The organism is Methylobacterium sp. WCS2018Hpa-22, from assembly GCF_031843785.1.
Lineage (GTDB): Bacteria > Pseudomonadota > Alphaproteobacteria > Rhizobiales > Beijerinckiaceae > Methylobacterium.
In genome coordinates, this window is record NZ_JAVTJA010000016.1 from 84,266 (window position 1) to 110,320 (window position 26,055).

Sequence of the window (26,055 nt, forward strand, 5' to 3'; positions counted from 1 at the left end):
CCGTTGTGGTGACCCCGCTCCTGGCCCTCGCCGTCGGTGGGGGCGTGGCATTGTGGGCGCGCCATTGGGCGTAGGGCGCCCCCGGCCCGCCAGCGTTTGCCTGTGCGCTCAGCCGCCGAAACGTTCGGTCCTGATGCGTCCCGGTTCCAACCCGGCATCGAGGAGCAGGTCCGCCGCGTTGCCGACGAAGGCGTTTCCGCCGCAGATATAGACGTGGCGCGGAGACCCGAGCTTGCCCAACGCTTCGCCGATCATCGCCCCGTCGATCCGGCGGCCACCGGCGCGCGTCAGATTGAGCATCAGGTCGAAATGCGCCTCGTCACGGGCGCGGACAGCCAGTTCCTCCGCGGCGATCGCTTCATCCGCCTCTCGCACCGAGTAGAGTAGCAGGGCGGGCACGTGAGGCGCCGCCGCCGCGCGGTGGCGCAGCATCGCCAGCAGCGGTACGACGCCGGACCCGCCGCCGACGAGGAGGAGGGGGCCGCCATCCTCCGGGCGCCAGACGAACGAGCCGCCGATGGGGCCGCGCAGCTCGATCGTGTCGCCGATCTCCGCCACGGAATCGAAGAAGCCCGAAACCTCGCCTTCGGGCAGGCCCTCGATCATCAGTTCGATGGTTTCGTCCGTGCCCGGCGCCGAGGCGATGGAGTAGCTGCGCTGGGCCTGGTAGCCGTCGGGTGCCGTCAGGCGCACGTCCACATGCTGTCCGGCCAGCATCGGCCGGTCGAAAGCGGTCCGGAACCGGTAGCTCTTCACCCGCCGCGTCACCGGCTTGATGGCGAGGAGGGTGGCTTGTTGCCAGGGGAGGGGCCGTGCCGCCGGATCAATCACCGGTGAAGCGCTGCTCACGCCAGGGATCGCCGTACATGTGGTAGCCGCGCAGTTCCCAGAAGCCGCCCTCGTCCTTCTTGGTGAAGCGCAGGCCCTTCACCCATTTGGCGCTCTTCCAGAAATACAGGTGCGGCACCAAGAGCCGGGCCGGGCCGCCATGGTCGGGTTCGATCGGCTGCCCCTCGTAATGGGTCGCCACCATGGCCTTGGGGCCGGCAAGATCGGCGACCGGCACGTTGGTGGTGTAATCGTCGTAGCCTTCGGCGAGCAGGTATTCCGTCGGTGCCGAGATCCCCGCCGCCGCAAGGATGTCGTCGATGCTGACGCCCTCCCAGCCGGTGTCGAACTTCGACCATTTCGTCACGCAGTGGATGTCGCCGCGCCAGGAGGTCCGGGGCAGGGCGGAGAACTCGTCCCAATTCCAGCTCTTGATGGGCCGCGAGCCCTCACGCAGGGTGAAGCTCCAGCTGTCCATGTCGATGCGCGGGTTCGGACCGATCTGCAGGACGGGAAAGTCCTGTTCGAGATACTGGCCCGGCGGAAGCCGCTCCTGCGTCGCCTCCGGTGGCCGTCGTCCCGTGAAACCGCGTGTGGCCATGCTCGTCTCCGTCGTCGCGCTTGCCGTGCGACTTCCTTCGAGCTTCAGAACCAGCGGGTCAAGCGGAGCCCGGAGACTCGCCCTCATCCTGCGGATGTCCCGGCAGGATGCCTTCGGCCACGAAGAGAATACCCTCCGGCCGGTACGAGATCTTCGCCGTGCCGTCGATTTCCTGTGCCAGAGCCCGCTCGATCAGCCGCGATCCGAAGCCCTTTCGTGTCGGCACGGCCACCGGAGGACCGCCTGTCTCCTGCCAGAGAACGCGGAAGGAAAAGGACGCCGTGTCGTCGAGGAGGGTCCAGGACAGCCGGACCAGGCCGGTATCGTTGGACAGGGCCCCGTATTTCACCGCGTTGGTGGCGAGTTCGTGCAGCGCCATGGCGAGCGCCAGGGCACCGCGCGGCGGCAGCCTGATCTCGCCGCCCTCGACATGCACGCGCTCCCGCCCCTTGCTCTGGAACGGGGCGAGGGCGCGTTCGGCGATGTCGGCGATGGAGGCGCTGTCCCAGGCCTCCTCGGTCAGCACATCGTTCGCCGCGGCAAGCGACACCACCCGGGCTTCGAGGGACCGGCCCGCCTCCTCCAGGGTGGGGGCGGTTCGCAGGGTCTGGCGGATGATCGACTGGATCAGGGTGAGGGTGTTCTTCACCCGATGGGTCAATTCGCCGGCGAGGAGCGAGCGATGCTCTTCCGCGTGCTTGCGCGCGGTGATGTCGAGGGAGACTCCGGCCATGCTGACGGGCGTTCCATCGGGACGGTAGACGGTCTGCCCGCGGATATGGACCCAGCGCAGGTCACCGGACGGCGTGACGACCCGGTACTCGATATCGTAATCGATGTTCTGCTCGATGGATCGGCGCATCTGCGCCTTCATCCGTTCGCGGTCGCCGGGATGGATCGCGGCGCTCATCTCGCCGTAGCTGAACGGCTCATCGGGATCCCGACCGAAATTCGCCCGGAAGTGGTCGGACGTCTCCAGCGTCATCGCGACGAGATCCAGGCTCCATGAGCCGATCTGGCCGGCGGTGAGCGCGAAGCGCAGATTCGTCTCGCTGCGGCGAAGCGCGACGGTGCGGCGCTCAACCTCGGCCTCCAGCGCGTCGTGGTCGTTCTGCAACCGGACCAGACGGTCCTTCTCCAAGGTCACGTCGTATTGCGAGGCGAAGAAATACGCCACCTTGCGTTGGGAATCGAAGACTGGCGCGATGAGGAGGCGGTTCCAGAAGACCTCTCCGCTCTTGCGATGGTTGAGCAGGTCGATCTCGATCGGAACGGCTCTGTCGATGGCATCGCGAATGCGGGCAACGGCCGCCGGATCGGTCTTCGGGCCCTGAAGGAACCGGCAGTTCCGGCCGAGGATTTCGTCGCGGGAGTAGCCGGTGGCGCGCTCGAAAGCGGCATTCACGAAGACGATGGGGATGTCCGGCAGGTTCGGGTCGGCGATGACCATCGGCATCCGCGTGGCCCGGAGGGCCGCGGCGAAAGGGTCCGGTCCGTCGACGGTGCGGGCGATCTCCGAGGCGATCCGCTCCTGTTCGGAAAACCGGATCACGATACGGCGCCCAGGATGGTCCAATGTCTCACGCGTTGCCTCGACCTAGAATCCGACCCGTGCGCGATGAAGCGATTCGGACATTATTCGTTGTACGCGTGAGTTAAGCTTAAGCAAGGCTTCATCTCGACTTATCTCACAGCGCTTTCGTGATGAGTTCCCTGGCCGTTATTTCGCCTTGATTTGTGTATGTTTACATACAGAACACCGGTCCTTTGGCTGAAGCGGTGCTTTTTGACGAAATCGACCCTTTCAGACGCCGGGACGCTGCCCAGAACGCGGAACGCCCGCCGCGGTCGAACCGGGCGGGCGTCCTGACGATCGGTGAAGGGGCGTTCAGCAGCCTTTCGCGGCATCCGCCGCGGTGGGCTTGCCGTCCTGCTGCTTGGCGACGTCCGAGGCCGAGGTCGCGGTGTTGGCACCGACATTGTTCATGGCGCCGACCGTACCGGGCGACTCGGCCTTCGCGCCGGGGCTGACATTGCCGGTCGCGCCGGGATCGACCTTCGAGCTCTTGTCGTTCATGGCCGCCTTCCCATCCGCCGTGGATCCGGTGGCACAGGGAGCGGCAAGAGCCATGGCGGAGCTGAACATCACGATGGCGCCGGCGCCGATGAGCTTGGAAATCTGTCGCATCTGTTCCTCCAGGAAGTATTTCTCATGTCGTAATGGATGGCATGCGTCATTCGTTCCAATATTTTTCCGGATTGTCCCGCATTTATAAGGACAAAATTGCAGGTCATGCGTAACGTCGGCCACCATTTCCTGCAGCGCTCTGACGGTTGTTTCGAGAATTGTTTTGCGCCGCACAAAAGCCGGCTCCATTAATGGTTCAGGGCTCGAAACCATAGTCGAATCATGCTGTTATTTGGTGGTTCTTGACGTCTATCGTATCGGTCAGAACCTCGCGCAGAAGACTTGCCAGGCGTTCTACCGCTGGATTTTTCACCGCCGGCGCCGTGAGCAGCCGCAACGAGAGGGAGGGCAGAGGTGGCAGGCCCGCGTTTAAGGGATCGAGCGCCTCGAGGGAGACAGGCAGGCCATGGGGCGTGCGCACGGTCAGGCCGAGCCCAGCCGAGACAGCCGCCCACAGGCCCGCGAGCCCCGGACTGCTGAACGAGATCCGCCAGGGAATACAGGCCGCGTCGAGCGCTTCGAGGGCCGCGTGCCGGAAGATGCAGGGCGATCCGAACAGGATCAGCGGGAGTGGACGGTCCGCGCTATGCACGATGCCGTGGCGTGGCCCGATCCAGGCCATCGGCAGGGTTCCGATGACGGTGCCATCCCGCTCGACGCGATCCTCGTCCCAGAGAAGAGCGAGGTCGAGCTCCCCGGCCTCCAGGCAAGGGCGCAGGATGGCGTTTCGATCCACATGGGCGTCGATCCTGACGCCGGGATGCAGGTGCGCGAAACGGCCGAGCGTCTCCGGCAGCCAGGTCTCGGCGAAATCCTGGGGCAGGCCGATGCGAACGCTACCCGTGAGGGCTGGCGAGCCGAGGGCGCTCACGGCGGCATCGTTCAGGTCGAGCAGCCTGCGGGCATAGCCCAGCATCATCTCGCCCGCCTCGGTGAGGACGAGCCCGCGCCCGTGCTTCTGCACGAGTTGCTGGCCGACCTGATCTTCGAGCTTGCGCAATTGCAGGCTGATCGCGGAAGGCGAACGGCCGAGACGCGAGGCGGCCTTGGCGAAGCTGCCGAGATCGATCCCGACCAAGAAGGACCGCAACACGTCCATATCGAGGTTGACCGGTAGGACCATTGAAGTTTTCCGAACGGATGCTTCAGAATTACGAGATTTTCCAAACCATCTTGAGGGGTCACCATCCGACCGTCAATCGCGGAGCGTCCGCGATCCGAAGGGGAGGAAGACCTGATGCCATTCGTGAATGTGAAGATCGCCGGTCCGGCCATCGCTGCGGAGCAGTTCGACAGCCTGCATCGCGGCGTGACGGAGCTGATGGCCGGGGTGCTCGGCAAGAACGCCGACCTGACGTCGGTGCTGGTCGAGGAGGTTCCGCTGCAGGGATGGCAGGTGGCAGCCCGACCGCTGGGCTGCGCCGCCCATATTCAGGCGGCCGTGACGGCGGGCACCAACGATACCGAACAGAAGGCCCGCTTCATCGCGGAGGCCAATGCCCTGCTGCATCGGGTGCTGGGGGATGGGTTGCCGCTGGCGACCTATGTGGTGGTCCAGGAAATCGCGGCCGAGTCTTGGGGCTATGACGGCCTGACCCAGGAGCACCGGCGGCTCGCACGCTGAGATTCGGTGGGCCGGATGGTACGGGTTCGGACAATCGGCATATTGCCGACCTCGTTCGGGCGACGTTCACCTGTGTCATCCTAAATGAGCACGGTAGAGGCCTTGCCGGCCTTACTGTCGCGTCGAACGGGACCGCGGGGGCATTCCAGTGTCCGTCGGCCGCGTCATTCGCGGCGTAGGACACTCGAGAAGTGATGTCTGCAGCCCCGTGAAGATCGCCCTCCTCGCCCACCTCAAATATCCCATCGCCCAGCCCTTCTCGGGAGGGCTCGAGATGCACACGCATCTGCTCGCGAGCACCCTGCGTGCCCGCGGGCACAGCGTGACGCTCTACGCCTCCGAAGGGTCGGATGCGCGCGGATGCCTGAAGGCGGTCTGCCCGCCCACCGGCAGCGCCGTCGACGACGAATCCGCCCTGCGGATCGACCGCGCCGAGCTCGCCGCCTACGAGGCGATGGTGGCGGATGTGGCGCGCGGCGACTTCGACATCATCCACAACAACAGCCTGCATTACCTGCCGTTGCTGCGCGCCCGCGACCTCGGCGCGCCGATGGTGACGGCGTTGCACACGCCGCCCTTCGAGCCCTTCGTGCGCGGCGTGAAGGCACGGGCGGACGACATGACCTTCGCCGCCGTCTCGGAATCCCTGGCGCGCGAGTGGCTGCCGCTCATCGACGAGCCGCTGGTGATCGGCAACGGCATCGATCTCGACGCCTTCGCCTATTCGCCCGTCCCCAAGGGCGAGCCCCATGCGATCTGGATGGGACGCCTCGTCCCCGAGAAGGGGCCGCATCTGGCCATCGATGCCGCCCGTGTCGCCGGCATCCCCCTGAAATTCGCCGGTCCGCAGAGCAACCGCGCCTATTGGGACGCCGAGATCGCGCCCCGCCTCGGCCCGGACATCACCTATCTCGGCCATCTCGGCCATGCCGAACTCGCCCGCCGCGTCGGCGAGGCGCATGTGGCCCTGTGCACGCCGCGCTGGGAAGAACCGTTCGGCCTCGTGCTGGCGGAGTTCCTGGCCTGCGGCACGCCGGTCGCGGCCTTCGCGCGCGGCGCCATCCCCGACATCCTGGACGAGACGTCGGGCGTTCTCGCCGTCGCCGACGATCCGGTGGATCTCGGCCGTGCACTCGCCCGCGCCATCCGCCTCGACCGGCACGATTGCCGCCGCCGGGCCGAGCACCTCTTCGACGCCGACACCATGACCGACCGCTACGAGGCGATGTACCATGCCGAAATCCGCCGCTGGTCGACCCCCGTCTCCGTCCGTCCGGTCCCGGCCGGCGCTCGCGCATCGCTTCTCGACAATGCGTAACAACCCGCTCTCCCTCGGCCGGGCCGTCGTCTGCGTGCCCGCCCGCAACGAAGCCGAGGTGATGCCGCGCCTCGTGCGTTCCCTCGACCGGCAGATAGGGTCGGGAGACGGCGCGCTGCTGCGTGTCGTGATCCTGGCCAATAACTGCACCGACGAAACGGTGTCGCTGATCCGCGAGATGGAGCGCAACGGCGAGACGCGCCATCTCGATCTCCGGGTGATCGAAGCGGTGGTGCCGCGTGAGGTGGCCCATGTGGGCACCGCGCGCCGGATGGCGCTGGATGCGGGGGCCGACTGGCTGGATTCCGACGGCGTCGAGGATGCCGTTCTTCTCAGCACCGACGCCGACGCCGTCGCCGCGCCCGGCTGGGCCCGCGCCAATCTGGCGGCCCTGGAACATTCCGAACTCGTGGGCGGCCGTCTCGTCATCGAGACGGAGGAGAGCGAGAACCGGGACCCGGAGATCCACGCGCTCCATCGCCGGATCGAACGATACTGGGTCGCGGTGCGCGCCCTCGAAGAGGCCATCGATCCGCCGGCCCACGATCCGGCGCCCCGCCACGGCGACCATGTGGCGGCGAGCCTGGCGCTTCGCGCCGCGCTCTACCGGGAAGTCGGCGGGCTGCCCGCGATCCCTTGCGGCGAGGACAACGCGCTGGTCGCCAAGGTCCGCCTTGCGGGTGGCCGCGTCCGCCATTGCCCCCATGTCTCGATCTCGGTGTCCGATCGCGGCACCGGCCGGGTCACCGGCGGGATGGCCACCGAGATGGCTCGCCGCGCCCGCGTCGTCGCCGGCGAGGAAGAGTATCGCCTTCCGCCCGCCAGCCACTGGCTCGCCGTGATCGAGCGCCAGCGCGCGTTCCGCCTCGCCTGGAGCGCCAAGGGCGGCCCGGAAGCCGGCTTGCGCGCGCTCGGCGTATCGGCGGAGGACATCGCCGCGATCCAACCGGGGACCTGCGTCAACGCCATCGCTTTCGCGGAGCGCGTGGGAGAGCGGGTCGGCGAGATCGGGCCGGAGCCGGCCCATGTCCCCCTCGACGAGGCCATCGCGGGGCTCGATGCCCTGCTCGCCCGGCTGATCGACAGGCGTACGGCGCGCGTCGCGTGAGCGAGGCGGCGGCGCGCCGGCGTCCCGTCGGCTACTACGTCCACCATCAGGGTGCCGGTCACTGGCAGCGGGCGAACCTCATCGCCGCTCGCCTGGACCGGCCCGTGACCCTCATCGGCACATTTGCCGAGATCGACACCTCGCGTGCCAACGGGGCGATCCTAGATTTGCCCGACGACCGCCTCACCGGCTTCGACGGCCAGGACGGCGAGGCGATCCGGCCGGGCTGCTTTCATTATGTCCCTGTGGGGATCGATCGCATCCGCGCCCGGATGGGGATGCTCGCCGCCTGGATGGCCGAGCACGATCCGGCCCTGCTCATCGTCGACGTGTCGGTGGAGGTGACGCTCCTCGCGCGTCTCCTCTCGGTGCCGACCCTCGTGGTGAGGCTGGCCGGAAACCGCACCGACACGCCGCATCTCGAAGGCTTCCGCTCGGCGGAGCGCCTCCTCGCCTTCAACCCGCCCGCGATCGAGACCGCCGGAACGCCGGACTGGGTGCGGGCGAAGACCCTCTATGCCGGCTTCCTGGCCGATGCCCCCAAGGCTGGCGCGTCGGAAGACGGCTCCATTGCGGTGATCTACGGGCGAGGCGGGGCCGGCGGCTCGGTCTCCGACCTCGCGGCCGCCGCGCGTGCCGTTCCCGACCGGCACTGGCACGTTCTCGGCCCGGTGGAGTCACCGACCGCCGATCTCCCGCCGAACCTGCATCTCCATGGCTGGGTCGCCGAGACCGGCCCCTATCTTGACCGCGCCGCCCTGGTGGTCGGCGGCGGCGGCGACGGCGTCGTCGCGGCGGTGGCCACGCGGGCCAAGCGCTTCCTCTGCCTGCCGGAACCCCGCGCCTTCGACGAGCAGACGGCGAAAGCGGAGGCTTTGGCGAAACTCGGCGCGGCCATCGTCCGCATGGAATGGCCCGACGCCTCGGACTGGCCGGCTTTGATTCAAGCGGGCCTCGCGCTCGATCCGGCGGTGATCGGCGGGCTGGTTCAAGCCGACGCCATCGGCCGCACGGTCGCGATCATCGAGGATGTGATTCAGGGAATCGAGCGGCGTCGCACGCCTCGGATTTAATGCCTGTTTGAGGTGTTGGTCCAATCCTCCGCCTCACCCTGAGGCGCCGCGGAGCGGCCTCGAAGGAGGCTTCCAGGGACCGCATCGGCCACTGGAGGGCTCCCTCAAAGCCTCCGCTACGCTCCGGCGCATTAGGATAAGGTGAAGGGTGGGATGAACCAGCCCTCCACGTCTGAAAGCAAAGCCGCCAGCGGTTCTACACCAATACCTAAAATGGCCGGTCCAGCGGCACCCGCGCGGCTTCCATCTCGTCCGCGGTCGGCATGCGCAGGATCGTCGGGGCCTCGTGCCAATTCGGCGGCAGCAAGCCCAACCGCGCGAAGGCATCGAGCCAGCCGTCCATGGGCCAGAGTCCGTGCCGGGCATGGAAGCGGGTGGCGTTGGCGATGATGTCGGAAAGATGCTGGAGCGGCGGGTCGAAGGCCCCGTGATACTGGTGGAAGGCGTGGCCGCCCGCGCTGAACAGGATCGGGATGCCGGCGGCATCGGCCCGGAAGGCGAGGTCGGTATCCTCGGCGCCGTAGCCGTCGAAGGCTTCGTCGAACCCGCCGATCCGGTCGAAGGTCGTGGCCCGGACACCGAAGGCGAGGGACCAGAACAGGCCGGGATTGTCGGTACGGGCAAGGCCTGCAGCCGGGAAGCTCCGCACCGGATGGGTATGGCCCGACGCGCGCAACCCCGCCTCGGTCCAGCCATCGTCGACGGCCCGCGCCGGCAGGTAGCTCACCTCGCAGCAGATCAGCCCGTCGGCTTGGCCGAGATCCGCGTCGAGGCTCGCGACGAGATCGCCCGAGGGAATGCAATCCACATCGAGGAAGATCAGATGATCGCCGCAAGCCGCGCGGCGTCCGGCGTTGCGGGCCCGGGCGAGCGGCAGACCTCCGCTCGGCAAGTCGATGCGGCGGATGGGAAAACCGTGATCGGGGAGGGGGGCGGGGTTCGCCCCCATCTCCACCACGATGCATTCGGCCGGATGCGTTCCCCGGCCGAGCCCTTCGAGAAGGCGCGCCAGATGCGCGTCGCGGCCCTTGTTCAGGGTGATGATGGTGGCGCTCACGCAGCGTCCGCCGGCATGGAGACGAAGATCTCGTAGGGGCCGAGGAAGCGCGCGATCATCTCCGGCGCGAGGCGAAAACCCGTCGGGTCGTCGGAGATGAGGTCGGTGGTCTGCGAACGATGCGCCGCCACGGCCCGTGCTTTGGCCGCCACATGCGCGCTGACATCGACGCGGTAGCCCGACGGAGGACCGCCGACTTCCGTGCCCTGCGGCAGGGTCCAGCCCCAGACCGGATAGGCGAAGGCCTTCGTCGCGCCGAGCTTCGGCTGGGCGAGCCTCACGATGGCGGCCGCCGCCTGATGATCGCAATGGGGATCGTGCGCCCAGGTCACGCAGACCGCGCCGGCCCCGCTCTCTTTGGCCACGGACGCCACCACATCCGCCGCCGCCTGCGCTTCGGGGCCGCGGCTCGGCACCCCCGCATCGGGCAGGCGCAGGAACGTGACGTTGGCGGGAGCGAGGCCGAGCGCCGCCACCGCTTCCAGCGTCTCCTCCTCGCGCAGCGCCCGCAGGCGGAGCGGCGGATAGAGGGCGGAATGGGTGTGCGAGCCGCAGCCGTCGCTGACGATGACGAGCCGCACGTCGCGTCCGCGCGCGCAGGCCTCGGCGATCAGGCCGCCGCATCCGAGGCTCTCGTCATCCGGATGCGGAGCGACGACGACGAGCCCGCCACCATCGGTGAGGGCATCGAGATCCGCCACGGGGAGATTCTCGGCGGCGGTGAGAAAGGCGTCGGCATGCATGGAAGCGATTAGTCCCTGTGAAAGGATGGCAGCGCCATCGCCATGATTGTCCCGACCCTTCCCCTCATCTCAACGGCATTCGCACATGTCGCGGGCCGCGCGGGTCCCCTCTCCTGGAAGGAGAGGGACAGGGTGAGGTGTGTGAGTTTTCCGAAGATGGACCACACCTCACCCCAACCCTCTCCTTCCAGGAGAGGGAGCCCGTCGCGCCTCATGTCGAACCCTCTTGGATGGAGCGAACAGCCTTCGAGCAGATGTGTGAATCCGGTAACCCTCATCGTGAGGTGCCGTAGCGGAGCGAAGGCCTCGAAGGAGGGTTCCAGTTCGCGCGAAGGTCTCTGGAGGCCTCCTTCGAGCTTCGAGGCCGCTGCGCGGCACCTCCGGATGAGGGGGGATGGTTTGGACGGTCTCTCGGCAATGACGCCGTCTGTATAGAGTACGAACCGGAATGCCGCCTGAACAAGTCACGCCGCGCCGTAGCGGTCGTTGAGGCTCGCGGCGAGGCCGTCGGCGAATTTCGCGGCGGCCACGGGCAGCATCCGCCCGCGCAGCTGGCCGAGAATCAGGGTCATGGGAGAGAGGTCGCGCTCGTCGATGGGCCGGCTGACGAGGCGCTGGTCATTGGGGATGCCGCTCGGCACCTGCAGGCTCACCACATCCTCGCGCAGGGCGAGGTTGCGCAGGAATTCCAGCGAACTCGATTCGACGGCGGGGCGAAACGGCGTTCCCCGGCGCGCCAGCGCATCGTCGAGATGATGGCGGATCGCCAGCGACCGGTCGGGCAGGGCGAGCGGATGGGTGAGGCATTCGCGCAGCCGGACGGGCCCTTCCTCCTGGGCCAGGGGGTGCGAGGCGCGCATCACCACGCAGAGCGTCTGCCGGCAGGTGAACAAAGCGTGGAGATCGACCGAGGGCGGCGGCTGCAGCACGAGGGCGAGGTCGGCCTCGAAGGAGACGAGGGCCGCCACCGCCTGGGCATGGTCGCGCACCTGGACCGTGAACGAGACGAGGGGAAAGCGCGCCCGGTAGGCCCGGACCTCGTCCGGCACGATCTGGTTCACGAAAGCCTGGCTGCAGGCCAGCGCCACATGTCCGCGCCGCACGCCGGACAGGTCGGCGATCTGCGAGCGGACCCGCTCCATGTCCGACACCTGATCCCGGATATGGCGCACCAGCAACTCGCCGGCCGCGTTGAGCCGCATGCCCTGCGCCAGCCGCTCGAAGATCGGCGTCCCCAACTCGTATTCGAGATCCTGGATCTGCCGCGTGAGCGCCGAGGGCGCGATGTTCAGCGCCTCCGCCGCCCGGCGGATCGAGCCCCGCCGCGCCACCTCGGAAACGTAGGTCAGGGTGCGCAGATGCTTCATGGCAAAAGCTTTATGGCAAGCACCTCAAGAGGACATAGGGCTTCGGTTTCCCCTGTACGTGAACACGCCTCCGTCATTCCGAGGCTGCGTAGCGGCGCCCGGACCCGAAGGGCGCGCGCAAGCGTGTAATCCAGAGCCGCTACGTCTGCTCGACGTAGCAGCCGCGGCGATTCTGGATTCCGGGCTCGCCTTCGGCGACCCGGAATGACGGTGGGGGCCAAACTTCCTGGGCTGTGTCGAGCGAGACTTTGCCAAAAACCGAAGTCCTCCGGCGCATAAGATGAGAGCTCCGCCCTACGCCAGGTGTTGCGAATTCCGCAACACCATCGTCGATAACCAGCACTCGTTTGCAACGGCCTCCCGACATACCCTCTCCGGGTTCACATCATGTCGGAGCCGGCTCAGATGATTCGTCGTCGCACCTTCCTCGCCGGCCTCGGGGCCGGCCTCGTCGCCGCACCGTCGGTGCTGCGGGCCGAGACGCCCATCGTGATCCGGATGGGATCGCTGAAGCTGATCCATTCCATCGCGCCGTATTTCTACGCCCAGTTCGCGCCGCCCGGCGTCACCGTGGAGGTGATCCCGTTCGAGAGTCCCACCGAGTGCAAGAACGCGGTGGTGACGAAATCGGTGGATTTCGGAACGTTCGGGATCGCCGCCGGCACCCTGGGCGCCGCGGCCGGTGAGCCCATCGTCGTCATCGCCTCCACCTGCAATCGCGGCATGGCCATCATCGCCAAGACCGGGTCGGGCATCCAGAAGGTCGCCGACCTCAGGGGCAAGCGCGTGGCGATCTGGCCCGGCTCGACCCAGGAGGTCTTCGCCCTGGAGCGCATGCGCATGGAGGGCGTGAGCGTGAAGGACATCACGCCGGTCCGCATCTCCTTCAGCGAGATGCACATCGCCCTCGCACGCGGTGACGTCGACGCCTATGTCGGCGCGGAGCCCGCCCCCGGCGTCAGCCTCTCCACGGGAATCGGCACACTGGTCGAGTATCCCTACGGCACCGAGATGGGCTCCCTCAACATGGTGTTCGGCGCCCATCGCGACACGCTGGCCGAGCGGCCGGAGGTGGTGAAGACCATGCTGGAGATCCACCGCAAGGGGTCGGATTTCGCGCAAGGGAATCGCGACGCCACCGTGGCGATGGCGGTGCAGAAGCTCGGCCAAAAGCGGGAGGCCATCGAGCTCTCCGTCCCCAATGTCGAATTCAAGTGGAAGCTCGGCGAGACCGAAGTGAAGCAGGCCAAGGCCTATTCCGAGCACATGCTGGCGGCCCGGCAGATCAAGCGCCTGCCCGACTTCTCCAGCTTCATCGATACCCGCTTCGTCGATGCAATGAGGGATTCGTGAGCGCGCCGGCCGTTTCCGCGCCGGCGGTGGCGGAGGTAGCGACCCGCCGCGCGCTTCCGAGCTTCGCGAGCCTCAAGCAGGCGTTGCTCGCGCTCACGCTGCCGGTGGCGATGGGCATTGCCTGGCATCTGCTCACGGTCGGCAAACCCTACAGCCTGATTCCGCCGCCCTCTGAGGTCTGGACGGCGATGGTGGATCTCGCCATCGGCGGACCGGAGGGGGATGCCTTCAGCGGCACGCTGCTCACGCATCTCACCGCCTCGCTCACCCGCGTCTTCGGCGGGTTCGGTCTCGCTGCCCTGGCGGCGGTCCCCCTCGGCCTGCTCATCGGCCGGGTTCCGCTCATGCGTCAGCTCCTCGACCCGACCCTGCAGATCCTGCGCCCGGTGCCGGTGACCGCCTGGCTTCCGCTGGCGATGATCCTGTTCGGCCTGGGTCCGCGCTCGGCCTATTTCCTCGTCTTCCTCGGCGCGTTCTACCCGATCCTCGTCAACACCATCTTCGGGGTCCGCTCTGTCGAGCCGCGTCTGTTCGAGGCCGCCGCCATGCTCGGCTGCCGGGGTTCGGCGCAGTTCGCCCGCGTGGTGCTGCCGGCGGCACTTCCCTCGATCTTCACCGGTCTGCGCCTCGGCCTCGGCTTCGCCTGGGTGGTGATCGTCGTCGGCGAGATGACCGGCGTTCCCACCGGCCTCGGCGCGATCATCATGGAGGCCCGGCAACTCTCGCGCACCGAGATCGTGATCTGCGGCATGATCGTGATCGGCGTCGCCGGCTTCGTCTGCGACCGGGCCGTGATGCTGATCGGCCAGCGCCTCCTCGCCTGGAGCCCCTCACATGGCTGAGCCCACCGTGCCGATCCTCGACATTCGCGGCGTGTCGAAATCCTTCGCCGTCCAGGGCCGCACGGTACAGGCTCTCAGCGGCGCCAACCTCACCGTGGCCAAGGGCGAGTTCATCTGCCTGCTCGGTGCTTCGGGCTGCGGCAAGTCCACCTTGCTCCGCATCGTCGCCGGGTTCGAGACGGCCACCGGCGGCGAGGCGCTGATGTGGGGCAAGCCCATCGAGGGTCCCAGCCCGAGCCGGGGCATGGTGTTTCAGGATTACGGCCTGTTCCCCTGGCTCACCGTGCGGGACAATATCGGCTTCGGCCTGAAATCGCGTGGCCGGCCGGCGGCGGAAATCCGCGATACGGTGGAGCGCTACATCGCCCTCGTCGGGCTACAGCGCTTCGCCGACGCCTTTCCGCACCAGCTCTCCGGGGGCATGAAGCAGCGGGTCGCCATCGCGCGTGTACTGGCGAACGATGCCGAAATCGTCCTCATGGACGAGCCCTTCGGAGCGCTCGACGCCATGACCCGCGAGCGGCTGCAGGACGAGCTCCTCGACCTGTGGAGCCGCACCGGGTTGACGGTGCTGTTCGTGACCCATGCCATCGAGGAGGCGATCTTCCTCGCTGACCGTGTCGTGGTCATGTCCCCGAGCCCCGGCCGGATCGACGCGATCCACACCATCGACCTCGCCCGCCGCCGGGACGTGGCGAGCCCGGCCTTCAACGATGTGCGCCGGATGCTCTCGGCCCAGCTCCACAGCCACCACGCCCCCGTGGCCGCATGAGCGGCGCGGCGTCGCGATCCGGCGACTGGCGCCGGATGGACCGCGAGACCCTGAGCCGCGCCTACGACAACACCCGCGCCGTCGCCGATTCTGCCGCGCGACTGTCCGGTTGGCGTGCCCGGAGCGCCGCGTTTCGCGCGCTCCACCCCCACACGCTCGACCTTGCCTATGGGCCGGCCGAGCGGAACCGGATCGACCTGTTCCGGAGCGGGGCGGAGGATGCGCCGCTCCTCGTCTTCATCCATGGCGGCTACTGGATCAGGAATACGCGCCAGGATTTCGCCTGCATGGCCGAAGGGCCGTTGCATCACGGTCTCGATGTGGGCTTGGTGGGATATACCCTGGCGCCCGATGCCAGCCTCACCGAGATCGCCGCCGAGATCCGGGCGGCGCTCGTTGTCCTGCGCGGTCTGGAGGAGGGGAGGGGGCGCCGTCGCCTCGTCGTCTCGGGCTGGTCGGCGGGCGGGCATCTCGCGGCGCTTGCCATGGCGTGGCCCGAGGTCGATGCGGGCCTCGCTATCAGCGGTGTGTTCGATCTGGAGCCGATCCGGCACACCGAGCTCGACGACCGCCTGCACCTGACCGAGACGGAAATCGAGACGCTCTCGCCGATCCGGCAGGTGCCGCATTCGGAAAAGCCCCTCGCCATCGTGTGCGGATCGAACGAATTGCCCGAATTGCGGCGGCATTCCGCTGATTACGACCGCGCGTGGCGGTCGCGCGGGAACGCGTCACGCTTCACCGAACTGCCCGGCCACGACCATTTCTCGATCCTCGACGAGCTGATCCGCCCCGACGGCGCGCTGACGGCCCTCGCCGTGGAGCTGGCCGGGAAGGACCCGTAGCGCGCCTCCCGCCGTGCCTAAGCCCAGTCCATCACACCGAATTTTCGCCGCGCAGGCACGCCTCCTGAGCCTCGCCCGCCCGCCGCGCGCTCCTCGCATGGCGTCCGACGACGGCTTCCGCCTTCTTCGCTGCGAGCAGGTCCGGCTCGCCCCAGCGCGCCAGCAAGGCTTGAAAAGCCTCGTGTCGCTCACGCCGAAAGGGAATTCTCCCGCCGGCACTGTCCCTGCACGGATGAGGCGGGTGGATCGCGCCGCAGGGCACCCAGCCAGGCGGGATCGGAGCCGTGGCGGGATGGGTCCGGCCGAGGCGCAGGATGTTCGGCACCAGATGGGTCCTCGGGCCGATCGGAGCCAATCCCGCCTCGATGCGGATGGGCGAGAACACCTCGATCCGCCCGATCCGCGTGACGAAGACGCGATGAGGACCGGCGGCGACGAGCTGCGCGGCAACGGTATCGTCGGCTCCGAAGAGACCTTTTCCGACGGAGCTCCTCAGCAACGCGATCGTGCTTGGATCGTTCGTCCGGATACAGGCATCGACAGCGAGTAAGCTCAGACCGAGATCGAACAGGATGCCATCGCGATCTTCGGGGTTTGCTGCATGATGATCGGGGCCGAGTTCGGTGATGACCGACCGTCTATTCATGGCGCAGGCATGATCGGGCAGGCACAGGGCCACGGCATGGCTCCAGCCGAAGGCGAAGCCGGTTTCGTAAGCCACGGGACGACAGTCGGCGTCTGGGTCGAGGGCGATGGCTCCCCGTGCCGTGGTCAGACCCACCCGTGCGTCCGTCAGCGGCCGTGCTTCCTCAGTCGCATCCCGAAGGAAGCTCGCGACCGCGCCGAAACTGCCTAAACTCCAACTCGTAGAGGAATCGTCGAGCGCCTTCCTCATCAGGTCAGCAACGGCTCTCCTGGAGGCTGCGCCCGGTGGGCGCTTTGGTGTGTGAAACGCGTCTGTGACAAGCTCCATCGCAGCAGATTACCGGGGCGAAGCGTCGTGCGCGAGGTGCGATCACAGGCGGCACTGAAATTGCTGCGGACCCAATGCGTTCGCCCTCGCCGGACGCTTCCCATCGTCGTCTCGACCGGGCAGTCTCTCGGCCCGATCATTCATGGATTTCGAGGATGGACCTGAATTCAGTCGGCGCCGTCGCCACGCCGAGGAATCGCCTCGACTTGGCCGATTGGCAGGACGGTGATGCGTGGTTGGCCGGTGGGACGTGGCTGTTCTCTGAGCCTCAGCCGCACACGCGCCGGCTCGTCGACCTTTCCCGACTCGGCTGGCAAGCGCATGAGGTGAGTGAGCGTGGCCTTTCCATCGCCGCGACCTGCACCATTGCCGACCTGTTCCGCCTCGACCTGCCGGTCTCCTGGCGCGCGTCGCCGCTCGTCGCGCAATGCTGCCGGGCGCTGCTCGGATCGTTCAAGATCTGGAACATGGCCACCGTGGGAGGCAACATCTGTCTCGCGCTGCCGGCCGCGCCGATGATCGCGCTCGCCACTGCCCTGGAGGGCACATGCCTCGTCTGGACGCCCGAGGGGGCGGACCGTGAGGTCGCCATCGTCGACCTCATCGTCGGCGCGCAATGCAATGCCCTGGCGCCCGGGGAGATCCTTCGGCGCGTCGATCTCCCCGTGGCCGCGCTGGAACGCCGGACTGCCTTTCGCCAGATCTCCCTGAGCCCCAATGGACGTTCCGGTGCCCTCTTGATCGGTACCCTGGACCGAAGCGGTTCTTTCGCTCTGACCATCACGGCCGCGACGCGTCGCCCGCTGCGTCTAGTCTTCCACGCGCTGCCGGATGAGGCAGCGCTCATCGCTGCCATTACCGAGGCGGTGCCGATGGCAATGTATCATGACGACGTTCACGGCGCGCCGGATTGGCGCCGGCACATGACCTTCAGCCTCGCCGAAGAGGTCAGGCGCGAATTCGAGAACGAGATTCGGGCATGATCCTGCACGTCAACGGCCAGGAGCAGGATGCATCGCCACGGCCTGGCCAATGTCTGCGCACGATGTTGCGCGAACTCGGCTGGTTCGGCGTCAAGAAGGGGTGCGATGCCGGGGATTGCGGCGCCTGCACGGTCCATCTCGACGGCGAACCGGTCCATAGCTGCCTGCTGCCCGCCTTCCGCGCCGAGGGGCGCCGCGTCACCACGATCGAAGGGCTGGCGGGGTCCTGCAAGCCGGAACTCGGTGAGACCGCGGGATTACACCCGATGCAGCAGGCTTTCGTCGATGCCCAGGGGTACCAGTGCGGCTTCTGTACCCCCGGCATGATCATGACCGCATCGGTCCTGGACCAGGGTCAAAGGAGCGATCTCGCCACCGCTTTGAAGGGCAATCTCTGCCGCTGTACCGGGTATGGCGCCATCGCCGACGCCGTCGCGGGGGTGGCGCGCGTCGAACGCCTCGGGGGGGAAGGTGGCGATCCCTGCGGGCGCAGCATCCCGGCCCCGGCGGGGCAGGGGATCGTCTCGGGCGATGCCGCCTTCACCTTCGATCTGGCGGTGCCCGACCTGCTCCATATGAAGGTTCTGCGTTCACCCCATGCTCATGCACGGATCTCGCGGATCGATAAGGCAGCTGCTCTGGCCATACCGGGTGTGGTGGCCATCTTCACCCATGAGGATGTTCCGGCGAAGAGCTTCTCCACTGGGCGGCATGAAAATCCCCTCGACGACGCGGCGGATACGCGGATTCTCGATCCGATCCTGCGTTTCATCGGCCAGCGGGTCGCGGCCGTCGTGGCCATCAGCGAGGAAGCGGCGGAGGCCGGTTGCGCGGCGCTCCTCGTCGATTACCAAATCCGCGATGCGGTGCTCGATCCGGACGAGGCCATGCGACCGGGCTCACCCCTGGTCCATGACAGCGCCGACCGGGCGGGTGAGGATGCGCCGCCGCGTCTCTCTCATCCCAACCTTGCCGCGGAGGTGCATGGCGAGGTCGGCGACGTCGCGGCGGGTTTCGCGGAGGCGGATCTCATCCACGAGGCGAGCTATCACGCCCAGCGCGTGCAGCATGCCCATCTCGAGACCCATGGGGCTCTCGGCTGGCGCGATGAGCAGGGCCGCCTCGTCATCCGCTCCAGTACCCAGACGCCGTTCCTCACCCGCGATGCGCTGGCCGACCTCCTCGAGCTAGAGCGGGATTCGGTGCGGGTGCTCTGTGGCCGGGTCGGCGGCGGCTTCGGCGGCAAGCAGGAGATGTTGACTGAAGATCTCGTGGCACTCGCCGTTCTCGCCACAGGTCGGCCGGTCAAATGGGAACTGACGCGTCAGGAGCAGTTCAGCGCCACCACCACACGCCACCCGATGCGGGTGACCGTGAAGATGGGGGCTCGCCGGGACGGCACCCTGACGGCGATCGCGCTGAATGTGGTCTCCAATACCGGTGCCTACGGCAACCATGCCGGCGGCGTGATCCATCACGGCTGCAACGAGGTGATCGGCGTCTATCGCTGCCCCAACAAGCGTGTCGACGGATATGCGGTCTATACGCATACTCTGCCGAGCGGCGCGTTTCGGGGCTATGGCTTGAGCCAGACCATCTTCGCGGTGGAATCGGCCATGGATGAACTGGCCCGTGGCCTTGGCCTCGACCCGTTCGAGATGCGCCGCCGCAACGTCGTGCGGCCCGGCGATCCGATGGTGTCGAACAGCCTCGAACCGCACGACGTGGAATACGGAAGCTACGGCCTCGATCAGTGCCTCGATCTCGTTGCAGCTGCCATGCGCGAACTCGCCCCGGCAGACATTCCTTCCGCCGATTGGCTCGTCGGCACGGGGATGGCCCTGGCGATGATCGACACGATCCCGCCTCGTGGGCATTTCTCAGAAGCACGGATCGCGCTTCGCGCGGACGGGACCTATGCTCTTGATGTCGGCACCGCCGAGTTCGGCAACGGGACGACCACGGTTCATGCGCAGATCGCGGCCTCGGCCCTCGGTACGATCCCGGACCGTATCTCCCTTTGCCACGGTGACACCGACCGCATCTCCCATGACACCGGGGCTTATGGATCGACCGGTATCGTGGTGGCCGGGCAGGCGACGTTGAAGGCCGCACTCGCTCTGGCGCAGGGCCTCCGCGAGGCTGCCGCCGAGAGGGGAGGGGAGGCTCCCGATCAATACCGTCTGCACCGCGACGGCATTTCGAGCCCGTTGGGGGAAATTGGTTTCTCGGACCTCCTTTCGGATGGACCGATCGCGCGCAGGGGCAAGGCGGATGGGTCGCCGCGCTCCGTCGCCTTCAACGTCCAGGGTTTCCGGGTCGCAGTGCACCGGTCGAGCGGCGAAGTGCGCATCCTCGACAGCTTGCATGCCGCCGATGCCGGCCGGGTGATTAACCCGATGCAATGCCGTGGCCAGATCGAGGGAGGCGTAGCTCAGGCGATCGGCGCGGCTTTGTACGAGGCGGTGCGCATCGATGACGAGGGGCGTGTGGTCACGCAGACGTTCCGTAACTATCACATCCCCGCCTTTGCAGATGTACCCCGCACCAAGGTCATTTTTGCCGACACCTACGACAGCATTGGCCCGCTCGGCGCGAAATCCATGAGCGAGAGCCCGTTCAACCCGGTTGCTCCGGCGCTCGCCAATGCCATCCGCGACGCTACGGGTGCGCGGCTCACCGCGACTCCGTTCGCGCCGGACCGTATCTACTTGTCGGTCATGGAAGCGGTAGAGCGTCGTGACGGCTCGGTATGAGCTCGGCCTTTGCCGCGGATTTTGTATCGATTAAGGAAGCTGCATCTCACCACATTGCGTCGGGTGCAGCTGTTGACTGTTTCCGTGCTGCGTTTCTCCTGGCCAAAGCGGTATCCACTTCGGCGGGAAGCGTTCAGAGGACCGTTTCGATCAGCCCAAGGCGCTTGGCTTCGTCAGCTTCGATGTACCAATTGTACGATGCCTTCTCGATGACCTCGTCAAGGGTGACGTTCGAGCCGGCGACGAGGTTGGCGAAACCCTCGTTCTGAATCTCGATGGAGGTCTCGATCTCGTGCAGGGTCGCCTTCAGGCTGGCAATGCATGTGGTCAGCGGGCCGTGGATCTCGAGGGTCTTGGCCATTTTGCGTTCATGAATCATAAGCCGTGTCCCCCGCGTGAGATAGCGGTTGGGGCGGGCGAAGAAGCTCATCAGGGTCGTCCCGGCGGAGTAGATCGCGGCCTTTCCGAGGAAGACGAGGCGACGGTGAGGCGTGACCTCGCTGGCGAAGCGGATGTCTTCGCCCATCATACGGGCTACTTCGGGGTCGCCACCCAGAGTCGTGAGTTCGACCACCACCAGATCGCGCTCGCAGGCAGCGTCGAACTGGCGACGGAAATCCTTGTACATGTCATGATCGACCGGGCCCGACAGCAAGATGGCGGGAGCCTTGAAATCGGGGGCGGAAAGAGGCGAAGCGTCCATTGTCGATCCTTGGCCGGGTTGCGCGGAGAGCTTCCTCCCGCAGGACTCATGCCCGTCTCGTATCGGATCAGAAGACCTAACCTCGTCCGCGGTTGCGATGACGACGAAAAATCACGGCCAGGACGGCGAAGCACGTCCTCACGGCCCGGGGACGGATCTGGACTTTTCGGCCCATCGAGCCTATATCCAGCCTGCGTTTGATGACCGGTTCGTAATAACGTTTCAGGACCCGGAGGGCAGTACTCCGGCGCCTCCACCAAAAGCGCATCGTGATGCGTTTCTGATGGGGGCGAAATAGGATCGACTGGGCGGTAAAGGGATCGCGAGAGCGTCGGTAAGGACTCGACCGGTTTGGCGCAGGTAACCCCTGTTCCAAGTATTTGGCCAAAACTCTAAATGCCAACGATAACGTTGTCATGGATGCCCGCCTCGCGGCGTAAGCATCTTGCGGTAGGGTAACCGTCGAAACAGAACCCGGGGCTTCGGCCCCGGGACCCACTTTTCTCATGGATTCATTGGATATGTGGCAGCCGCGGCACCGCCGGTTTCGGTTGGATCGTCGTTTATTACTGGCACGAAATTTTCATGTGAGACTTCATCGCCAGATCCTCCGGCATCTGATGACATTGCCAGCTGGGCGGGGGCATGAGCAGGCCGTGTGTGCGTACGCACATTCGGCATCTGGAACTCTTCCAAAGCATTGCTGACCGATCTGCCTGCGCTAGTTCGCATCATTAGGGAAAGCCCCTGGACGTCGAGCGTTTGCCGGTGGCTGGTCGAAGCTCCGCCAAGACTACCGCGACACGACGCAACGGATTCCAATGTCTATGGCTCAGGTTCGGAGAACGCCATGCATGGCACTGAAGACCTCGAACTCAACAGGCGCGATTTGATGGCGGGAGCATCAGCCTGTGCGGTCGCTGTTGCTTGCCCCTCCTCCGCCTGGGCTGCTTCCGGTGACGCGTCCGGCCCTGTCATGTCAAAGGTCTCGCTGACCGTGAACGGAACGGCACACGAGATCGATATCGATACCCGCACGACCCTCCTCGACGCCGTGCGCGAGCATCTTCACCTGACGGGTGCCAAAAAAGGGTGCGACCATGGCCAATGCGGGGCGTGCACGATGATCGTCGACGGTCGGCGCATCAATTCCTGCCTGACTCTCGCGGTGATGCACCAGGGCGATACCGTGACCACCATCGAAGGGCTGGGGAAGCCTGACGAGCTACATCCGATGCAGGCAGCCTTCATCAAGCATGACGGTTACCAATGCGGCTTCTGTACGCCGGGCCAGATCTGCTCAGGCATTGCGGTCCTCGATGAGATCAAGGCTGGCATCCCAAGTCATGTCGCCGCTGATCTCACCGCGACCGCTTCATTCACCACTGACGAGATCCGCGAGCGTATGAGCGGCAACATCTGCCGCTGCGGTGCTTACTCCAACATCGTCGATGCCATGTCCGAAGTTGCGGGGAGGCAGGCATGAAGTCTTTTACGTATGAGCGGGCAACATCACCGGCCGAAGCCGCTGCGTCCATCACGCGCGTCCCCGGCGCGAAGTTCATCGCCGGCGGCACCAACCTCCTGGACTTGATGAAATTACAGGTGGAGACGCCCACCCACCTCGTCGACGTCAACGGCTTGGCTCTCGATACGATCGAGCCGACGGAGGAGGGGGGCTTACGGATCGGTGCCTTGGTGCGCAACACCGATCTGGCGGCCGACATGCGGGTGCGGCGCAGTTACGCCGTGCTGAGCCGGGCTCTTCTGTCCGGTGCCTCGGGCCAGTTACGGAACAAGGCGACCACGGCCGGCAATCTGCTTCAGCGAACCCGCTGCCCCTACTTTTATGACACTGCGCAGCCCTGCAACAAGCGCCAGCCTGGAAGCGGTTGCTCCGCCATCGGCGGTATCAGCCGCCAGCTGGCAGTGGTCGGTGCCAGTGAAGCCTGTATCGCCACGCATCCCGGCGACATGGCCGTGGCCATGCGGGTCCTCGACGCTCATGTCGAGACGGTGAACGGTGAGGGAGTTACCCGGACGATCCCCATCGCCGCGTTTCATCGCAATCCGGGAGACACGCCGCAGATCGAGACGAGCCTGCAGCCCGGCGAACTCATCACCGCTGTCACGCTCCCCAAGCCGGTGGCGGGGACGCATATCTACCGCAAGGTCAGGGACCGCGCCTCATACGCGTTCGCTTTGGTCTCCGTGGCGGCCGTTATCCAGCGCGACGGAAGCGGGCGCGTGGCAATCGGTGGTGTCGCTCCGAAGCCCTGGCGTGACGAGGCCGCCGAAGCGGAGCTTCCGAAGGGAGCGAAGGCCGTGACGGACCGTCTGTTCGCGGATGCGAGGCCGACTGACGACAATGCCTACAAACTGAAGCTGACCGAGCGCGCACTTGGCGCCGTCCTGACCGAAGCGAGGGCCTGAACCATGAAGTTCGACACTCCCGCGGGTCGGAACCCGATTGACGAACTGAAGGTGGTGGGCAAGCCCACGGACCGGATCGACGGTCCGTTCAAGACGACGGGCAGGGCGCAATACGCCTACGATTGGTACGATCCGAAGTCGAAGGCAGCCTATGGCTATGTCATCGGCGCGACCATCGCAAAAGGGCGGATCAATGCGATGGATCTGAGCGCTGCCAAGGCGGCACCCGGTATCCTGGCTATCGTTACCGCTGAGAATGCCGGCCCCCTCGACAAGGGCAAGCTCAACGCCGCCAAGCTTCTGGGTGGCCCGGAGATCGAGCATTACCATCAAGCCGTAGCACTGGTGGTGGCCGAAACCTTCGAGCAGGCGCGCGCAGCCGCAGCGCTCGTGCGGGTGGACTACACCGAGACCGAGGGCGCCTTCGATCTTGCGGCGGTGAAGGACACCGGGAAGCCGGAGAAGCTCGCGAGCGCGCCCTCTGATACATCGATCGGTGATTTCGAGGGGGCTTTCTCGGCGGCGCCCATCCAGCTCGATGCTACCTACACGACACCCGACCATGCTCATGCGATGATGGAACCGCATGCCTCCATCGCCTCCTGGGACGGCGACAGCCTCACCGTCTGGACCTCGAACCAGATGATCGATTGGGGAACGCGGGACCTCGCTCTGACCCTGCGTATGCCGAAGGAGAAGGTCCGCCTCATCTCCCCCTTCGTGGGCGGCGGGTTCGGCGGCAAGCTGTTCCTGCGTTCGGAGGCTGTGATGGCCGCCTTGGGCGCGCGAGCCGCCAAGCGACCGGTGAAGGTCGCCCTGACGCGGCCGCTTACGTTCAACAACACGGTTCACCGCCCCGCTACGATTCAGCGTATCCGGCTCGGCGCGACGCCGGACGGGACGATCACGGCGATCGGCCACGAAAGCTGGTCCGGCAACTTGCCCGGCGGCAAGCCGGAGGCTGCGGTGCAGCAGACCCGCCTGCTCTATGGCGGCGCCAACCGCATGACCCAGACCCGCCTCGCCATGCTCGATTTGCCGGAGGGCAATTCCATGCGCGCGCCCGGTGAGGCTCCAGGCCTGATGGTGCTCGAGATCGCCATGGACGAGATGGCCGAGCGCATCGGGATCGATCCGGTGGAGTTCCGTATTCGCAACGACACGCAGGTCGATCCCGAGAAGCCCGAGCGCCGGTTCTCCCAGCGCAGCCTCGTCGAATGCCTGCGCCAGGGTGCTGCAAAGTTCGGGTGGGACAAGCGGATCGCGAAGCCAGGTCAGGTCCACGAAGGACGCTGGCTCGTCGGGATGGGTGTCGCTTCCGCATTCCGCAACAACATCAACGTCAAGTCCGGCGCGCGTGTTCGCCTCGACGATCGAGGCGTCGTGACTGTCGAGACCGATATGACCGATATCGGCACCGGCAGTTACACGATCATCGGCCAGACGGCCGCCGAGATGATGGGATTGACCCTCGACAAAGTCGTGGTTCGACTTGGAGATTCGGCCTTCCCAGTCTCTTCGGGCTCTGGTGGCCAGTTCGGCGCGAACTCTTCGACCTCGGGCGTGTACGCCGCCTGCGTCAAGCTGCGCGAGGCGGTCGCACGGGCGCTTGGCGTCAACTCGGACGATGCCGTATTCGCGGATGGATATGTCCGCTCCGGAAACCGTTCGGTGCCCCTCGCGGATGCGGCGAAAGATGGGGAGCTCGTCGCCGAGGATACGATCGAGTTTGGTGGCGATCTCTCGAAGACCTATCAGCAATCGACGTTCGGAGCCCATTTCGTAGAGGTCGGTGTCGATACGAGCACTGCCGAGATCCGGGTCAGACGCATGCTCGCGGTCTGCGCCGCAGGGCGTATCCTCAATCCGAAATCGGCGAGGAGCCAGGTCATCGGCGGTATGACGATGGGCGTCGGTGCGGCGCTGATGGAGGAACTCGCCGTCGACACACGGCGCGGTTTCTTCGTCAACCACGACCTCGCGGGTTACGAAGTACCGGTCCATGCCGACATACCGCACCAGGAGGTGGTTTTCCTGGATGAGACCGATCCGATCTCCTCGCCGATGAAAGCCAAAGGCGTTGGCGAACTCGGGATCTGCGGTGTCGCCGCGGCGGTGGCAAACGCGGTGTACAACGCAACCGGCATACGGGTCCGGGATTATCCGGTCACGCTGGACAAGCTCATCGACCAAATGCCCGACGCTGCGTAGCGCTCTCGAAGGCGTGCGATCCGCGCGCCTTCGTCTCACTCAATGACAAGGCGCGCCGACGTAAGCCGGCGGCCCAGCCGGCGAGCTGCGCTCGGGAGCAATTTTCCCAGAATTAGCAGAGCGTTATCGAGCCTTGCCATGTCCTTGTTTCATGGGATTGTCGCGAAAGTTTCAGTGTCCTGTCATTTTGGCATTGACGAGAGTGAGGGGTGGGTCTAGAAGCCTGTTCATCGGCGGCGGCCAGCGGGGACTTCGGTTCGGCGGGCGGCTGTTGTGT

23 protein-coding genes and 1 other RNA gene are annotated in these 26,055 nt (G+C 66.3%); 14 read left to right on the forward strand and 10 right to left on the reverse strand.

The annotated features are described in order from the left end of the window. Positions 1–108: 108 nt before the first annotated feature. From RQI43_RS20005 to RQI43_RS20025, 5 genes are all read right to left on the reverse strand, one after another. Positions 109–831 carry an FAD-binding oxidoreductase gene (locus tag RQI43_RS20005; RefSeq protein ID WP_311276369.1) on the reverse strand — a complete coding sequence of 241 codons (723 nt, stop codon included), beginning with the start codon at positions 829–831 and terminating at the stop codon, positions 109–111. Next, a complete protein-coding gene (locus RQI43_RS20010; protein WP_056426004.1) occupies positions 824–1,429 on the reverse strand; it encodes a sulfite oxidase-like oxidoreductase in 606 nt (201 codons plus the stop codon). The genes RQI43_RS20005 and RQI43_RS20010 overlap by 8 nt, the downstream gene beginning before the upstream one ends. A gap of 58 nt (positions 1,430–1,487) precedes the next feature. Further along, entirely contained in the window at positions 1,488–2,981 is a 1,494-nt protein-coding gene (locus tag RQI43_RS20015) for an HWE histidine kinase domain-containing protein (protein WP_311276349.1), read from the reverse strand. A gap of 336 nt (positions 2,982–3,317) precedes the next feature. Next, positions 3,318–3,830, reverse strand: coding sequence for a hypothetical protein (locus RQI43_RS20020; RefSeq protein ID WP_311276350.1), 513 nt, complete (start codon positions 3,828–3,830; stop codon positions 3,318–3,320). Positions 3,831–3,837: 7 nt separating this feature from the next. Next, a complete protein-coding gene (locus tag RQI43_RS20025) occupies positions 3,838–4,740 on the reverse strand; it encodes a LysR substrate-binding domain-containing protein (protein WP_311276351.1) in 903 nt (300 codons plus the stop codon). 114 nt (positions 4,741–4,854) lie between these two features. Here RQI43_RS20025 and RQI43_RS20030 point away from each other — a divergent pair, with 114 nt between their 5' ends. From RQI43_RS20030 to RQI43_RS20045, 4 genes are all read left to right on the forward strand, one after another. Beyond that, positions 4,855–5,241, forward strand: a complete 387-nt coding sequence (locus tag RQI43_RS20030) for a tautomerase family protein (RefSeq protein WP_311276352.1) — start codon at positions 4,855–4,857, stop codon at positions 5,239–5,241. Positions 5,242–5,449: 208 nt separating this feature from the next. Then, positions 5,450–6,559, forward strand: a complete 1,110-nt coding sequence (locus tag RQI43_RS20035) for a glycosyltransferase family 4 protein (RefSeq protein WP_056425992.1) — start codon at positions 5,450–5,452, stop codon at positions 6,557–6,559. Then, positions 6,552–7,667 (forward strand): glycosyltransferase, encoded by a 1,116-nt coding sequence (locus RQI43_RS20040; RefSeq protein WP_311276353.1) that lies wholly within the window; start codon positions 6,552–6,554, stop codon positions 7,665–7,667. Before RQI43_RS20035 ends, RQI43_RS20040 begins: the two co-directional genes overlap by 8 nt. Next, positions 7,664–8,740 (forward strand): glycosyltransferase, encoded by a 1,077-nt coding sequence (locus tag RQI43_RS20045; protein WP_311276354.1) that lies wholly within the window; start codon positions 7,664–7,666, stop codon positions 8,738–8,740. Before RQI43_RS20040 ends, RQI43_RS20045 begins: the two co-directional genes overlap by 4 nt. A gap of 208 nt (positions 8,741–8,948) precedes the next feature. Here the strand turns inward: RQI43_RS20045 and RQI43_RS20050 are convergent, their stop codons facing one another. The 3 genes from RQI43_RS20050 to RQI43_RS20060 all read right to left on the reverse strand — a co-directional run bounded on the left by RQI43_RS20050 (position 8,949) and on the right by RQI43_RS20060 (position 11,907). Beyond that, positions 8,949–9,797 carry a galactosyltransferase-related protein gene (locus RQI43_RS20050; protein ID WP_311276355.1) on the reverse strand — a complete coding sequence of 283 codons (849 nt, stop codon included), beginning with the start codon at positions 9,795–9,797 and terminating at the stop codon, positions 8,949–8,951. Next, positions 9,794–10,540: a PIG-L family deacetylase gene (locus tag RQI43_RS20055; protein WP_311276356.1), complete on the reverse strand. Its 747-nt coding sequence runs from the start codon at positions 10,538–10,540 to the stop codon at positions 9,794–9,796. The genes RQI43_RS20050 and RQI43_RS20055 overlap by 4 nt, the downstream gene beginning before the upstream one ends. 464 nt (positions 10,541–11,004) lie before the next feature. Beyond that, positions 11,005–11,907: a LysR family transcriptional regulator gene (locus RQI43_RS20060; protein WP_207411728.1), complete on the reverse strand. Its 903-nt coding sequence runs from the start codon at positions 11,905–11,907 to the stop codon at positions 11,005–11,007. A gap of 405 nt (positions 11,908–12,312) precedes the next feature. On the opposite strand from RQI43_RS20060, the gene RQI43_RS20065 reads away from it, so the two are divergent. Genes RQI43_RS20065 through RQI43_RS20080 form a run of 4 tightly spaced genes read left to right on the forward strand, consistent with a single transcriptional unit; the run spans position 12,313 to position 15,719 of the window. After that, positions 12,313–13,260: an NrtA/SsuA/CpmA family ABC transporter substrate-binding protein gene (locus tag RQI43_RS20065; RefSeq protein ID WP_311276357.1), complete on the forward strand. Its 948-nt coding sequence runs from the start codon at positions 12,313–12,315 to the stop codon at positions 13,258–13,260. After that, on the forward strand, positions 13,257–14,102 hold the full coding sequence (locus RQI43_RS20070; RefSeq protein WP_311276358.1) for an ABC transporter permease: 846 nt from the start codon (positions 13,257–13,259) through the stop codon (positions 14,100–14,102). Before RQI43_RS20065 ends, RQI43_RS20070 begins: the two co-directional genes overlap by 4 nt. Further along, positions 14,095–14,874, forward strand: a complete 780-nt coding sequence (locus RQI43_RS20075; protein ID WP_311276359.1) for an ABC transporter ATP-binding protein — start codon at positions 14,095–14,097, stop codon at positions 14,872–14,874. Before RQI43_RS20070 ends, RQI43_RS20075 begins: the two co-directional genes overlap by 8 nt. Next, positions 14,871–15,719, forward strand: coding sequence for an alpha/beta hydrolase (locus tag RQI43_RS20080; RefSeq protein ID WP_311276360.1), 849 nt, complete (start codon positions 14,871–14,873; stop codon positions 15,717–15,719). The genes RQI43_RS20075 and RQI43_RS20080 overlap by 4 nt, the downstream gene beginning before the upstream one ends. Positions 15,720–15,750: 31 nt before the next feature. On the opposite strand, the gene RQI43_RS20085 is transcribed toward RQI43_RS20080, so the two are convergent. Further along, positions 15,751–16,614, reverse strand: coding sequence for a DUF6925 family protein (locus RQI43_RS20085; RefSeq protein ID WP_311276361.1), 864 nt, complete (start codon positions 16,612–16,614; stop codon positions 15,751–15,753). 233 nt (positions 16,615–16,847) lie between these two features. Between RQI43_RS20085 and RQI43_RS20090 the strand changes: the two genes are divergently transcribed. After that, on the forward strand, positions 16,848–17,675 hold the full coding sequence (locus RQI43_RS20090) for an FAD binding domain-containing protein (protein WP_311276362.1): 828 nt from the start codon (positions 16,848–16,850) through the stop codon (positions 17,673–17,675). Continuing rightward, entirely contained in the window at positions 17,672–20,431 is a 2,760-nt protein-coding gene (locus RQI43_RS20095; protein WP_311276363.1) for a molybdopterin cofactor-binding domain-containing protein, read from the forward strand. The genes RQI43_RS20090 and RQI43_RS20095 overlap by 4 nt, the downstream gene beginning before the upstream one ends. Positions 20,432–20,564: 133 nt before the next feature. On the opposite strand, the gene RQI43_RS20100 is transcribed toward RQI43_RS20095, so the two are convergent. Next, positions 20,565–21,134, reverse strand: coding sequence for a peptidase S14 (locus tag RQI43_RS20100; protein WP_311276364.1), 570 nt, complete (start codon positions 21,132–21,134; stop codon positions 20,565–20,567). A 154-nt stretch (positions 21,135–21,288) separates the two neighbouring features. Between RQI43_RS20100 and ssrA the strand changes: the two genes are divergently transcribed. The 4 genes from ssrA to paoC all read left to right on the forward strand — a co-directional run bounded on the left by ssrA (position 21,289) and on the right by paoC (position 25,778). Then, positions 21,289–21,616, forward strand: a transfer-messenger RNA (tmRNA) gene (ssrA, locus tag RQI43_RS20105). Positions 21,617–21,984: 368 nt separating this feature from the next. Further along, the gene (gene paoA, locus RQI43_RS20110; protein WP_311276365.1) at positions 21,985–22,620 is read left to right on the forward strand and encodes an aldehyde dehydrogenase iron-sulfur subunit PaoA; all 636 of its coding nucleotides are present in this window, start codon (positions 21,985–21,987) and stop codon (positions 22,618–22,620) included. Beyond that, positions 22,617–23,567 carry a xanthine dehydrogenase family protein subunit M gene (locus RQI43_RS20115; protein WP_311276366.1) on the forward strand — a complete coding sequence of 317 codons (951 nt, stop codon included), beginning with the start codon at positions 22,617–22,619 and terminating at the stop codon, positions 23,565–23,567. The genes paoA and RQI43_RS20115 overlap by 4 nt, the downstream gene beginning before the upstream one ends. Before the next feature lie 3 nt (positions 23,568–23,570). Beyond that, the gene (gene paoC, locus RQI43_RS20120) at positions 23,571–25,778 is read left to right on the forward strand and encodes an aldehyde oxidoreductase molybdenum-binding subunit PaoC (RefSeq protein WP_311276367.1); all 2,208 of its coding nucleotides are present in this window, start codon (positions 23,571–23,573) and stop codon (positions 25,776–25,778) included. Positions 25,779–26,055 lie beyond the last annotated feature (277 nt).